The 13,093-nt window shown below is 68.5% G+C and carries 9 protein-coding genes; 8 read left to right on the plus strand and 1 reads right to left on the minus strand.

All coding sequences use genetic code 11. The features are described from left to right. The first annotated feature begins 78 nt into the window (after positions 1 to 78). From AC6CHY_RS09200 to AC6CHY_RS09210, 3 genes are all read left to right on the plus strand, one after another. Positions 79 to 3,543, plus strand: coding sequence for a TM0106 family RecB-like putative nuclease (locus AC6CHY_RS09200; RefSeq protein ID WP_217388474.1), 3,465 nt, complete (start codon positions 79 to 81; stop codon positions 3,541 to 3,543). 76 nt (positions 3,544 to 3,619) lie between these two features. Continuing rightward, positions 3,620 to 3,871: a hypothetical protein gene (locus AC6CHY_RS09205; RefSeq protein ID WP_217388473.1), complete on the plus strand. Its 252-nt coding sequence runs from the start codon at positions 3,620 to 3,622 to the stop codon at positions 3,869 to 3,871. A 48-nt stretch (positions 3,872 to 3,919) separates the two neighbouring features. After that, positions 3,920 to 4,918 carry an aldo/keto reductase gene (locus tag AC6CHY_RS09210; RefSeq protein ID WP_217388472.1) on the plus strand — a complete coding sequence of 333 codons (999 nt, stop codon included), beginning with the start codon at positions 3,920 to 3,922 and terminating at the stop codon, positions 4,916 to 4,918. 5 nt (positions 4,919 to 4,923) lie between these two features. On the opposite strand, the gene AC6CHY_RS09215 is transcribed toward AC6CHY_RS09210, so the two are convergent. Then, entirely contained in the window at positions 4,924 to 6,231 is a 1,308-nt protein-coding gene (locus AC6CHY_RS09215) for a polysaccharide deacetylase family protein (protein ID WP_217388471.1), read from the minus strand. 157 nt (positions 6,232 to 6,388) lie between these two features. Between AC6CHY_RS09215 and AC6CHY_RS09220 the strand changes: the two genes are divergently transcribed. The 5 genes from AC6CHY_RS09220 to AC6CHY_RS09240 are packed head-to-tail and all read left to right on the plus strand — an operon-like array spanning position 6,389 to position 12,932. Beyond that, positions 6,389 to 7,846, plus strand: coding sequence for a DUF3375 domain-containing protein (locus AC6CHY_RS09220; protein WP_217388470.1), 1,458 nt, complete (start codon positions 6,389 to 6,391; stop codon positions 7,844 to 7,846). Continuing rightward, on the plus strand, positions 7,843 to 8,502 hold the full coding sequence (locus tag AC6CHY_RS09225; protein WP_498226568.1) for a DUF4194 domain-containing protein: 660 nt from the start codon (positions 7,843 to 7,845) through the stop codon (positions 8,500 to 8,502). The genes AC6CHY_RS09220 and AC6CHY_RS09225 overlap by 4 nt, the downstream gene beginning before the upstream one ends. Next, a complete protein-coding gene (locus tag AC6CHY_RS09230) occupies positions 8,499 to 11,822 on the plus strand; it encodes an ATP-binding protein (RefSeq protein ID WP_498226569.1) in 3,324 nt (1,107 codons plus the stop codon). Before AC6CHY_RS09225 ends, AC6CHY_RS09230 begins: the two co-directional genes overlap by 4 nt. 43 nt (positions 11,823 to 11,865) lie before the next feature. Further along, positions 11,866 to 12,345, plus strand: coding sequence for an RNA polymerase sigma factor (locus AC6CHY_RS09235; protein WP_498226570.1), 480 nt, complete (start codon positions 11,866 to 11,868; stop codon positions 12,343 to 12,345). Beyond that, complete coding sequence (locus AC6CHY_RS09240; protein WP_217388466.1) at positions 12,342 to 12,932, plus strand: methylated-DNA--[protein]-cysteine S-methyltransferase; 591 nt, start codon at positions 12,342 to 12,344, stop codon at positions 12,930 to 12,932. The genes AC6CHY_RS09235 and AC6CHY_RS09240 overlap by 4 nt, the downstream gene beginning before the upstream one ends. The last annotated feature ends 161 nt before the right edge of the window (positions 12,933 to 13,093 follow it).

Below are 13,093 nucleotides of genomic sequence, written 5' to 3' on the forward strand. Positions count from 1 at the left end.
GCTCCCCCGGGCAAATCCATTTTGTCGGACCTGGGGTGTTAGTTTCGAAGCTACGCCAATCCTAAGGAGCACCGTCCCGTGTTTTTCCTCGATCAGGATCTGATCTACTCCGCATCCGATCTCGTGGTGGCTGCCGGCTGCGAATTCGCCTCGCTGAGCAAGCTCGATGAACGCCTGGGACGCAGCGCCAAGGCCGACTTCGGCCCCGACGAGATGCTCGACCGCACCGCGGTACTGGGAGACGCCCACGAACACAAGGTCCTCGAGGAACTCCGTGCTCGGTTCGGTGACTATGACCCGGCCACCGGACGCGGCGTGAAGATGCTCGCCGCCGGCGTCCGCGGGGACCGCGCCTCGCTGGAGGCAGCCCACGAGGAAACCCACCAAGCACTGCTCAAGGGCGCCGACGTGGTGTTCCAGGCGACCTTCTTCGACGGGGAATTCGTCGGCTTTGCCGACTTCCTCATCCGCGAGGCCGACGGTACCTACGCGGTGTGGGACACCAAGCTGGCCCGCCACGCCCGCGTCACCGCCCTGCTCCAGCTGGCCGCCTACGGCGACCAGCTCATCACCTCGGGGATCCCCGTCGCCGCGCAGACCACCCTGGTGCTCGGGGACAAGACCCATTCGGTGCACCAGATGCACGAGCTGCTTCCGGTGTTCAAGGACCGCCGGTCCCGCTTCAAGGCCCTCACCGCTGCCCACCGGGCCGCTTCCGACCCCGTTGCCTGGGGGCAGGAGGGCATCGGCGCCTGCGGTCGCTGCGACTACTGCGCCGAGCAGGTCGCCAAACACCGCGACCTGCTGCTGGTCGCCGGCATGAGCACCGCCAAGCGCAGGAAGCTCATGGAAGCCGGAATCAACACCATCGACGAGCTCGCCGCCTCCAACACCAAGGCACGCGACCCGCACCACAAGCTCGCCGAGCAGGCCCGCATGCAGGTCGGGCTCGGCGCCACCGACGGAACCATCGGCGGGGTCGCCTACAAGGTCAGCGCCACCCAAACCATTTCCCGGCTCCCGGAACCCAGCACCGGGGACATCTTCTTCGACTTCGAGGGCGACCCGCTGTGGCAGGACCCCTTTGACGAGTCCTGGGGTCTGGAATACCTCTTCGGGGTCATCGAGATCGACACGGACGAACCGGTCTTCAAGCCTTTCTGGGCCCATTCCCGGGCCGAGGAACGCAAGGCCTTCACCGACTTCGTCGCCTACGTCGAGGCGCGGCGCGCGATCTACCCGCAGATGAAGATCTACCACTACGCGCCCTATGAGAAGAGCGCGCTGCGAAACCTGTCGCTGCGCCACGTGGTCGACGAGGACACCATCGACCAGTGGCTGCGCGACGGGCTGCTGGTGGACCTCTATGACACGGTTCGCCACTCCCTGCTGATCTCCGAGCGCTCCTATTCGATCAAGAAGCTCGAGCCGCTCTACATGGGCGAGCACCTGCGCGGCGGGGACGTCAAGGACGCCGGCGCCTCCGTGGTCGCCTACGCCAAGTACTGCGAGCAGCTGGAAATCGACGGGGCGGAGGCCGGGCGGATCCTGGAATCCATCCGCGACTACAACGAATACGACTGCCTCTCCACGCTGCGGCTGCGCGACTGGCTGCTGGGCCTGGTGCCGCACGAACCGCGCACCGAATGGGTGGACGAGACTCCCCTCCCCGGGGTCGACGACGTCGAGCCGAGCCCGGAGGAAATCGCGCTGCGCGAGTACCTCGAATCCCTTCCCCAGGACCGCACGCTGAGCAACGACGAGCGGGCCATCGCCATGGTCGCCGCCGCCACCGGCTACCACCGGCGCGAGGCCAAGCAATTCTGGTGGGAGCACTTCGACCGGCTGGATCAGCCCTTCGATGTTTGGGCGGAGACCCGCAACGTGTTCGTGGTCGACGACGCGGCGGTGCTGGAGGACTGGCACAAGTCCACGGCCCGGGCGCAGGTGGAAACCCGCGTCACCTGCCTGGCCGGCACCATGGCCGAGGGATCGGACTTCCGCCCGGGCAGTTCCTGGTTCGCCATGTATGCCGATCCCCTGCCCCCGGAACTCGAGCCCAGCACCGCCGGGCGGGCCGGGCTGTTCAATGCGGTGGTGCGTCAGAACGAGGACCGGCTCGTCATTGCCGAGAAGTCCAGCAAGAAGGTGCAGCCCTTCGGGACGCTGCCGGTGGCACTGACCCCCGACCAGCCCATCAATACCACCTCGCTGCGCGAGGCCCTGGCCGAGCTGGCGCGCACCGTCGGCGGCGCCCTGCCCTCCCTGCCGAAGCACCCGGGCATCGACATCCTGCGCAAGTCCGCACCGCGCTTCAAGACGCTTTCCGCCCCGCCGGCCCCGGAGCCCGTCGACGGGCGGCCAAACATCGTCGGCGCGATCGTCGAGGCCCTGAACGACCTGGACCATTCCTACCTCGCCGTCCAGGGTCCGCCGGGCACCGGAAAGACCTTCGTGGCATCCCACGTCATTGCCGCCCTGGTGAAGCAGGGCTGGAAGGTCGGGGTCGTGGCCCAGTCCCACGCGGTGGTGGACAACGTGCTCACCAAGGCCATCACCGGCGCCGGGGTGCACCCGGAGCAGGTGGCGAAGAAACTGAAGGCCGGGGACAAGTCCGAGGTCCCCTGGTCCGGAACCACGGACGACGCCGTGGAGGAACTGCTCAACTCGGATCAAGGCGCGCTGATCGGCGGCACCGCCTGGACCATGACCGGCAAGCGGGTTCCGGAGGGCTCGCTGGATTTGCTGGTCATCGACGAGGCGGGCCAGTATTCGCTGGCCAACACCCTGGCGGTTTCCCGCGCCGCGACCCGCCTGCTCCTGCTGGGCGACCCGCAGCAGCTGCCGCAGGTCACCCAGGGTTCCCACCCGCAACCGGTGGACGAGTCGGCGCTGGGCTGGCTCAGCGCCGGGCACCCCACGCTGCCCGGGGAGCTGGGCTACTTCCTGGCCGATTCGTGGCGCATGCACCCCGAGCTGTGTGCCAAGGTCTCGGCACTGAGCTACGAGTCCAAACTGCAGTCGGCCGCAGCCGCGGCCAAGCGCTCGCTCTCCGGCGTGCCGGCAGGGGTGTCCACCGCGCTGGTGGAGCACCGGGGCAACACGACCCAGTCCCTGGAGGAAGCGCACGAGGTCATCAACCAGGTGCGGGCCCACGTGGGATTGTCCTGGGTGGGCGGCGAAGGCGCCGCGCCGCGGCAGCTGCTGGCCGAAGACATCCTGGTCGTTGCCGCCTACAACGCGCAGGTCAACCTGCTGCGCACCGAGCTCGACAACGCCGGACTGGAAGACGTCAAGGTCGGCACCGTGGACAAGTTCCAGGGCCAGGAAGCCCCGGTGGTCATCGTGTCCATGGCGTGCTCCTCGGCCGACGATGCCGCCCGCGGCATCGACTTCCTGCTGAACCGCAATCGGATCAACGTGGCGGTCTCGCGCGGCCAATGGCGCGCCGTCATCGTGCGATCCCCCGCGCTCACGCGCTTCCTGCCCGGCACCCCGGCGGCCTTCGCACAACTCGGGGCGTTCCTGGCCCTGGGATCCTGAGCGGCCACCGGGGCGGCGATCCGCGGATTTCATGCCCGGTTCGCCGCTGGGACACATTCATCGGAGAAGCTGGGGCATGAGCATTTCCAAGACGCCCCTGGACAGCCGCATCTTCGCCACCCAACCCGCAGCCCGTCACGCCCTGGCCGTCGAACTGCGGCGCAACCGCCGTGCCGCCACCACCTGCGTCCCGTCGTTGTCCACCCGCCCCGGGGCGCATTCCCCGCTTCCGGGCCAACGCCGCCAGGACGGCGCCCTTCACCCGGATCTTGCGGCGGGGAGCACCGGCGGCCAGCCGGGCACCCGCCCGGCAACCATGACGAATTGATGCTCGGTGATGGCCGGGGATGCCCCGGCCCATGCTAGAAATGAACGCATGACTACGCGTGTACTGGCTGGCAAGAACGTCAATCCCCTCGGCTTCGGGGCCATGAACATTGCCCACGGCTACTCGGACTTCCCCACCGACCAAGAGGCCGGGCGGCTGCTGCACCAGGTGCTGGATGCCGGGGTCGACCACCTCGACACGGCAACCCTGTACGGCGGACACCGCAGCGAAAACCTCATAGGCCAATACCTGAGGCAGCGCCGCGGCGAGTACCTGCTAGCCTCCAAGGGCGGGCTGGCTCTCGTCGATGGCCGCGGGCACATCGACGGGCGCCCCGAGACCCTCCGGGCCCAGGTCGATGCCTCGCTGCAGCGCCTGCAAACCGAGCACATCGACCTGTACTACCTGCACCGGCTCGACCCCGAGGTCCCGATCCAGGATTCGGTGGGAGCCCTGGCCGACGCCGTGGCGCAGGGAAAGATCGGCAGCATCGGGTTGTCGGAGATCTCGGTTTCCACGCTGCGCGCCGCCCACGAGGTCCACCCGATTGCCGCGGTGCAAAACGAATACTCGCTGGCCACGCGCAACCCCGAATTGGGCATGGTGGAGGCCTGCGCGGAACTGGGCTCCGCGTTCGTGGCCTTTTCCCCGCTTTACCGGGGGTACCTCTCGGGCAACCTGCGGGGCATCGGCTCGCTTCCGGAAGGCGACATGCGGCATCACATGCCGCGCTTCAGCGAGGAAAACTACCCGCACAACCTCGAGCTGGTCGACAGCCTCGCGCGGTTGGCCACGCGCCTGGGGACCACTGCCGCCGCGCTCTCGCTGGCCTGGGTGCTGGCGCAGGGCGAACACGTCCACGCCATCCCCGGAACCAAGAACCCCGGCCACTTCACCGAGAACCTCGGAGCGCTCCGGCTTTCGCTTTCCCCCGCCGAGCTGGCGGAGGCCGGGGAGATCATCAACCAGTCCACGATTGCCGGTGCGCGGTACAACGTCCACCAGCAGAAGACCATAGACAGCGAGGAATTCCAGGCCGCCAGCTAGGCCCGCTACTTCGACGTGGGCCGGCGGGGGTCGATGACCTTCTTGACCTCGAAGAAGTTCTTCAGGACCGGCCGGTCCCCGCGTTCCTCCTTGGCGAATTGCAGGCCGTCGACGTTGATGCGTGCCTGGCGCAGATAGTCAGCATCCTTTTGCATCCACGCCGCGGTCGTGCCGTCGATGCCGTGGAAGAACTTGAATCCGGCCTTCCGGAGCATCTCGTACTTGTCGCCCGTGTACTTCTGGACGCCGGAAATGTCGGCCCCGAAGGGGAAGACGAACTGGTCGGTGTCCCCCAGGATGGGGCGCACTTCCGCTTCCCACCGCGCCAGGTCGCGCTTGATGCGCTGCACCGGGCTCGCCGCCATGTTGATGTGCCCCCAGGTGTGGGAGGCGAAGACCCAGCCGTCTTCCTTCAAGGCCGTCGCGACCTTGGTGGCCGCCTCGATGTCGCTGGCCAGGGTCTTGGAATCGGCATATTCGCTCGTCGAGGTGCGGTAGCCCAGCACCCCGTTGTAGCCGGTCAGGGCCAGCACCCCCTTCGCACCGCGGTAGGAAAAGTCCGGGTTCTTCTCAACAAATTCGTCGATGACCGGGGCCACGTCGTAGGCACCGATGTGTTTCTTTCCCGCCGCGTCCTCGTATTCGTTCTTGACCTTGCCGTCCCCGTCGATCAACAGCCTGGTGGCGAACCCGTCGCCCTCCATGTATTCGTAGTAGCTCACGTCGTCCTCGGAGAGCACCAGCGGCTTCCTGCCCCTGAGCAGCCGGATGTCCTTGTACGTCAGCTTCCCGTTGGCATCCACTGCAGCGATATCCGCCGGATTCACCAGCACGAAGCCGCGCCGGTGAAGCTCGGCGACCACCTTCCTGAACTCGTCCAGGGTGACCATGTAATCCAGGTAGCCCTGCTGGCGCGAATCACCGTCAAAGGCCCGCCGGGGATCGACGATCAGCGAGTGGACAAAAAGGTGCGAGATCTTCGAATTGTCCTCCCACACCACCGTCCCCGCCTCGGCCGCCTCGATTTCGGCCCGGGCGTCCCGGGCCGCTGCCCCCTCGGCACCGGCCAGGAGCTTCGTCGCCGCGGCGTAGTCGTATCCCGCCGCGAGCCTTCCGGCCTTCTCGATCCGCTCCGCCTCGGTTGGCCCTTCGGCGTCCTGGCTTGGGAATACAAGGGATTGCGGGGCCTCACCGATGGCAGTCGGGTCGTATTGGCTCGGCGGAATATAGGGCGGCGGGACGCACCCGGACAGGATTAGTCCCGAGGCCGCCACCAGGGCGGCGGCCGCTCGCGGGCGGATGCGTGGTTTCATCACTTTCCCTCCCATAAATCCCGGGCCAGAAGGAAAAACCATCCCACGGCCCGGTCTCCGGTGTGGTTCAACCGACCCTACCGGGTTGGGGGCGGACCTTAAATCGGCGCGCCGATGGACTAGGATTGTTTGGTCAATCCCCAGCAAAAGGACCGTGATGCGACCTACCCACCAGGCGAGCCCGCTGTGGAGTCAGACGCAACAATTCAGGTCGTCCGCAGCCTGGAAATTGCTCTCCACCGCCCCCTGGGCCGTGGCCTTCCTGCGCGCCGAATTCACCAGCGCCAAGCCCCGCGTGGGGCTGGAGGTCTTCCATGCCTCCCTCGAATCCTTTCTCAAGGTCGTGCGCTCCGAGGACCCGGCCTTCGGCGACTCGATGGGGGCGGCGCAATACGCCGATGCCTGGGTGCGCAACCAGTTCCTGGCCCGTCCGCTGGTTGACGGCCACTTCGTCTACGAGCCGACCGCGCAGACCGCGCGCGTGCTGAAGTTCCTCGCCGACTTCTCCGGGGACCGCACCAACCTGAACTCCTCGCGGCTGAACACGCTCCTCACGTCCCTGGAGTCCCTGGCCCACGAGACCGACCCGGACCCCGCCGCGCGCATCCGCGCGCTCGAGGCGGAGATCGCCCAGCGCCAGGAAAAGATCGCCTCGCTGCGCGACGGGACCTCCCCGGCGGTGCTCCCCCGCGAGGGCGCACTGGCAGCCACCCGCTCGGTGCTGGACATGGCCTCCGGGCTGCCGGCGGACTTCAAGCGCATGCGCGACGGGGTCCAGGAGATGCTCCACGCCCTGCGCGGGGAAATCATGGAATCCTCCTCCGTCAAGGGCGTTGCCGTCGGCGCGGTGCTGGAGGGCGACAAGCAGTTGCGCAGCACCCCGCAGGGCGAGACCTTCCGCGGCTTCACCGAGTTCCTGAACTCCCCCGAGGCCCAGGCGCGCTTCCGCGAGGCCGTCAACGAGGTCCTCGAACGCGACTTCGTCGACGCGCTCGACGCCCAGGAACGCCACACGCTGGCCAACCTGCTGCGCGAGCTGCGCCGCCAGGCCTCCGAGGTCCACCAGTCCTACGGCCGGCTGTCCGAGTCGCTGCACGCCTACGTGCAATCGGCGGAGTTCAAGGAAGCTGCCATCCTGCGCGAGGCGGTGCGCGCCGCGGAGGTCGCCGTGTCCTCCTCCCGCGTGCTGCACTCGCGCACGCCGGTGGCCCCGATCAGGCTCTATGCCCCGCGCTTCACCTCGATTGCGGCGCTGGGCATCTACGACCCCGACGAACACGTCGCACCGCCCAAGCTGGCTGCCCCGCCGCCGCTGTCGATCGCCGACATCAGGCGCACCCCTTCCACCCCGGGCCCCGACATCCCGGCGCTGAAGAATGCCATCGCCGCGTCGCGCCTCAGGGCCGGCGGTTCGGTGGGCCTGCGCGAAACCTACAACAGCCTCGGCGACGAACACCGGCACCTGAACACCATCAGGTACCTCATCGAGACGGCCCGCAACGGCGGGGACCACATCGACGAGGCCAGCCTCGAGGAAATCAGCTTCACCCAGGTCGACGGCGCCACGCGCACAGCGTTGGTGCCGGCCATGAGCTTCACGAAGGATCCCGCATGAGCAGCCCACTTCCCACCGGCGCGATCGACGAACGCCGCCTCTTCGAGGGCGACACCGGTTCCTTCGAGCTGCCGCTGCGCCAGCTGCTGGTGCGCCTGCTGCGCGGCCCGTACCTGGACGGCGTCGCCGAGCCGCGGCTCTGGCAACTGGTGCTGGACCGGCGGGAGGACATCGCCGCCTACGTCGCCGAGATCTTCCTGGTGCTCGAGGTCGATGCCAACCGCAAGATCGCGTTGCTTGCCCCGGTGGACCTGGAGGCAGCGCACACCACCGCGATCGCCCCGCGCCGCGCCCTGAAGCGCGAGGAAACGCTGCTGGCCCTGCGCCTGCGCCTGTTGCTGGAGCGCCACGCCGGGTCGGGCACCGACGCGGTGATCACCCGGGAGGCGGCACGGGAAATCCTGCTCGAGCACCGTGCCCCCGGGGACACCGACGACAAGAAGCTCGAGGAGAACACCGACGCCGCCCTCACCCGGCTGCTGAACCTCAAGCTCATCCTGCCCACCGAGCTGGGCGACGAGTACAAGGTCTCCGGGGCGCTGGCCCTCGCCCTGCCGTTTGCGGCGATCGAGGAAATCCCCGAGTACATCAAGGCCATTGAGCGCGTGGGCACCGATGACACCGAAGAATTCGAGTTGGAGACAGACGAGCTATGAGCATTGAAATGACCCTCCCGCTCTCCGACGCGCTGAACCCGGGGCAGCACCGGCTCACCCAGATCCAGGTCATCAACTGGGGAACCTTCCACGGCCGGCACACCCTCTACGTGGACCGGGCCGGGACACTGCTCACCGGTCACCCCGGCGTGGGCAAGTCGACCCTCTTCGACGGCATCGGGCACATCTTCCATGCCGCCCCGCGGCTGAACGAATCCGCGCACGAGGCCTCCACCCGCAAGGACCGCCGCACCACGTACTCCTACATGCGCGGGCGCCGCTTCAAGACCGAGGCCGGGACCCTGTACCAGCGCCCCGGCGCCACCTGGAGCGCGCTGGCACTGGTGTACGAGGACGGGCTGGGCTCGAATGTGTGCATCGGGGCGATCTTCGACCTGCCGGCCAACGGCCTGGAGGGCCAGGTCGGCAAGCACTACGTCATGGGCGACCGGGTGCTGGACACCGCTGCCCTCGAGGACCACGGGGCGCGCCGCTTCACCCCCTCCTCGCTGCAGAAGTCGCTGCCCGGCTTCGAGGCCTTCGACGTGCACCGCGCCTTCGCCGAGAAGTTCCGCCGCCGACTGGGCATCGACAACGACAAGGCGTTCTCCCTGCTGCGCACCCTGCAGAACGGCAAGGGACTGGACAAGGGCGTCAACCAGTTCTTCCGCTACGAGGTGCTGGAAATCCCCGCGACGATGAAGGCCGCCACCGGCGCCATCGAGGACTTCTCCCACCTGCGCGGCATCCACCGCCAGCTGGAGGAGGCCCGCGCCCAGCGCGACGCCCTGGCCTCGGTGCCCGAGCAGAAGCTGCGCCACGACGAGCTGAGCGCCGAGCTGGCCACGCTCAACGCACTGGTCACCACGCAGCTTCCGGCCTTCGGCGCCCAGCTGGCCACCCGGGCGCTGCGCGGGGAAAGCGCCATGCTCACCGCCGCCGTCGAGACCAACACGACGTTGATCGAGGAAAGCGGCGTCCGCAAGGCCGCGCTGGAGGCCAAGGTCTCCTCGCTCAATGAGCAGCACGAGGCCGGCGGCGGTGCCGGGCTGGCGCTGCTGGAACGCGAGGCCGAGGCGGCGCGCAAGAACCTGGCCGACCGCGAGGCGGTGCTGCGCACGCTGCGGGAAAACTTCGAGGCCGTGGGGCTGAACTTCACGTTCACCTCCTCGGGCCTGCAGGCCATGCGCCGCCAGGCCGCGGTCAGCGCCGAGAACCTTGCCTCGATCGCCAAGGACGCGCGCACCATGGAATACGAGGCCATGGCCTCGGTGATGAACCTGAAGGACCGGGCCAACAAGCTCCGGCTCCAGATCGACTCCTACGCCAAGCGCGGCTCCAACATCGATGACCGCTCCATTGCCGCCCGCCGCGCGATCGCCGCCGCCACGAAGCTGGACATCGAGGACCTGCCCTTTGCCGGCGAACTCATCGACCTCTCCCCCGCCCACGGGCAGTGGCGGCCCTCGGCCGAAAAGGCGCTGCGCTCCCTGGCCACGACGCTGCTGGTGAAGGGCGAGGACATCAAGTCGGTCACGCGGGCCATCGACTCGCTCTCGGGCCTGGGCCGGATCCGCTGGATGGATATTTCCCGGATCCCGCGCGAGGTCGTCGCCGGCCCCGGGGACCTGGTGGGCAAGCTCGATTTCAAGCACTCGGAGGCGGGAACCTGGCTGCGCGCCAAGATCGCCGCAGACTACCCGCTGGCCTGCGTGGAGTCGGATGCCGGCCTGCACATCCACGACAAGGCCATCTCCCTGGCCGGCACCATCAAGACCGGCTCCGGGACCTTCGAGCGCGACACCCGCCCGGTCGCGGCCTCCGACTACCTGCTCGGCTTCACCAACGCGGAAAAGATCTCCGAGCTCGAGGCCAAGCTGGCCAAGCTCGAGGCAGAGACCGCGAAGGCCGCCGCGGTGGCGGACGACCGCTCCGCGGCCAAGGACCAGCTTTCCGCCAAGCTGGCGCTGCTGGGCACCCTGGCCAGCGACGACAGGTCCTTCGCCTCGCTGGACGCCTCAGGCGCCCTGAACGTCCTGCAGGACCTCGAGGCGCGCATGGCCGAGGCGCTGTCCAGGTCCGGGGACCTGTCCCATGTGCGCCGCTCCCTGGAGGCGGCACGTGCCGAACTCGAGGAGTGCGTGGGCACCCTGGCGGTGGCCCGCGCCGAGGCGGGCACGCTGTCCGCCGCCCTGGAGAAGGCCCGGAGCGCGCTGCGTGCCGCCGGCGTGCGCGACACCCAGACCGAGGACTGGGCGGCGGAGAAACTGGCGGGCAGCGAACAGCTGGCGCCACTGGTCAAGCGCCTGGACGAGGGTTCCCCGGTGGGAACCACCGAGTTGGAGGCCGCGCTGAGCGCACTGGCCCTGGCCCTGTCCGAGTCCGGGGCCGAGCTCAAGCGCGAGGCCTACACGCTGGAGGCCTCGCTGAAGGACACCTTCCGTGCCTTCGCCCGCGAATTCGGCAATTCCGCCGCCGTTTCCTTCGGCACCTCGGTGGAGGCGGCCGAGCACTACGTCGCCCTGCACCAGGGCATCATCGAGCAGGGGCTGCCGCAGCACGAGGAGGAGTTCCGCGAGTACTTCTCCAACCGCTCCTACGAGCGCTTCTCGGACCTGTTGCAGCTGCTGGAGGAGGAACGCCGGTCGATTGCCGAACGCATCTCCCCGCTGAACCAGATCCTCGCCGACGTCACCTTCGAGCACGGGTCCAGGCTTGCCCTCGAGGTCACCACGACGGTCCCCGACGAGGCGCGGGCCTTCCGCCAGGCCCTGAAGGATGCCCTCGCCGGTGCGTATTCCTCCCGCGGCGCCGGGACCCTGAGCGAGAGCTACAAGGCGCTCGAGGCCCTGGTCGACGCGCTGGACGATTCCTCGCGGGCCGCGTGGCGCGACACCGTGCTGGACGTGCGCCAGCACGTGACGATCAGCTGCAACGAGCACAAGCCCAACGGCGAGGTCGAGACCGGCCTGGAGCCGGGAACGCTTTCCGGCGGCGAGGGCCAGCGCTTCACTTCCTTCATCATGGGCGCGGCCCTGGCCTACCAGCTGGGCTTCGCCACCGCCGGGTTCACCGCCTACGGCACCGTGATGATCGACGAGGCGTTCATCCAGGCGAACTCCGAATACGCGGCCGCGGGCATCAACGCGCTGCAGGAATTCGGGTTCCAGCTGCTGCTCGCGGCGCCCGAGGACAAGATCGATCTCTCCCGGCACCTGGGTTCGGTGTGCGACATCATCAAGCACCCCGAATCCAACGTCTCCGGATTCGTGGCCTCGGGCCGCTCCCCGGCCGTGGCCACGAGCATCATTTTGCGATAGCACCTCACAAAATGGTGCGCCGGGGCGTTTACAGGGTGTGGAGATGACAACGAACCCCGCCTTCGAGCTGGTGGTGCGCAGGCACGGCACCTCGGTGCTGCGCATGTGCACCGCCCTGCTGGGCCCGGGACCCGATGCGCAGGATGCCTGGAGCGAAACGTTCCTGGCGGCCCTGCGCGCCTACCCGTCCCTGGCCATCGGCGCCAACATCGAGGCGTGGCTGATCACCATCGCCCGGCACAAGGCCATCGACATCCTGCGCGCCAACCACCCCGTCCCCCTGGACGAGCTCCCGGAATCCGCGGTGCTGCCGGCGGGCCTGGGAGGGCTGGAGCTGCTGGATTCCCTCGCCTCGCTGAGCGAGCTGCAACGCAAGGTCATCGGCTACCACTACCTGCTCGGGTTCCCCTATGAGGAGATCCCGGCGTTCCTGGGCGGCAATCCCGCCTCGCTGCGCCGGGCCGCCGCGGACGGCATCAAGGCCCTGCGCAGCCAACACCACGAAGCGGAGGAAGAATCATGAGCGAACTTGCCATGCACGAAATGGATGTCCTGCGGCAGCAACTGGCCGAGCGGGCCGCCGCCGAGGGGCTGATCGATGTTTCCTACCGGCTGGTGGACTCCCCGCTGGGCCAGTTGCTGCTTGCCGCCACCGAGCGCGGCATCGTGCGCGTCGCCTTCGCCGCCGAGGACTTCGATGCGGTGCTCGGAACCCTGGCCGAGAAGGTCGGGGTGCGCGTGCTGCACCGAGCCGCACCGCTGGATGCGGCGGCGGCCCAACTCGATGAATACTTCGGACATGCGCGCCGGGGCTTCGAGCTGTCCCTGGACCACCGGCTGTCCAGCGGCTACCGCCTGGAGGTCCAGCTCGCCCTGCCCTCGATCGGGTACGGGCACACCGTGAGCTACAAGGAACTGGCCGCAACCACCGGCCGCCCGGCGGCGGTGCGTGCGGTGGGCACCGCGTGCGCCACCAACCCGCTGCCGATCGTGGTCCCCTGCCACCGCGTGCTGCGCAGCGACGGGTCCCTCGGCGGGTACCTGGGCGGCCTGGAGGCCAAGAAGGTCCTGCTCGACCTCGAGCGGGACCGCGGTACAGGCGGGGAATAGTCCAGTGGGCGGCCGTTTTTCGCGGGATTGCGGGTGCGTGGGGCGGTAGCCGTCGCGCGGCAGGCCTGGCCCCCAGGGCCCGGGCCCACCGGTGCCAGTACGCCCGGCTCCCTTCTGCCGGGGAACGGCCGAGGGCAGGGCGCTTCGCGGTGAAGTGCCCT

It is taken from the genome of Paeniglutamicibacter sp. GQ140, assembly GCF_059759235.1.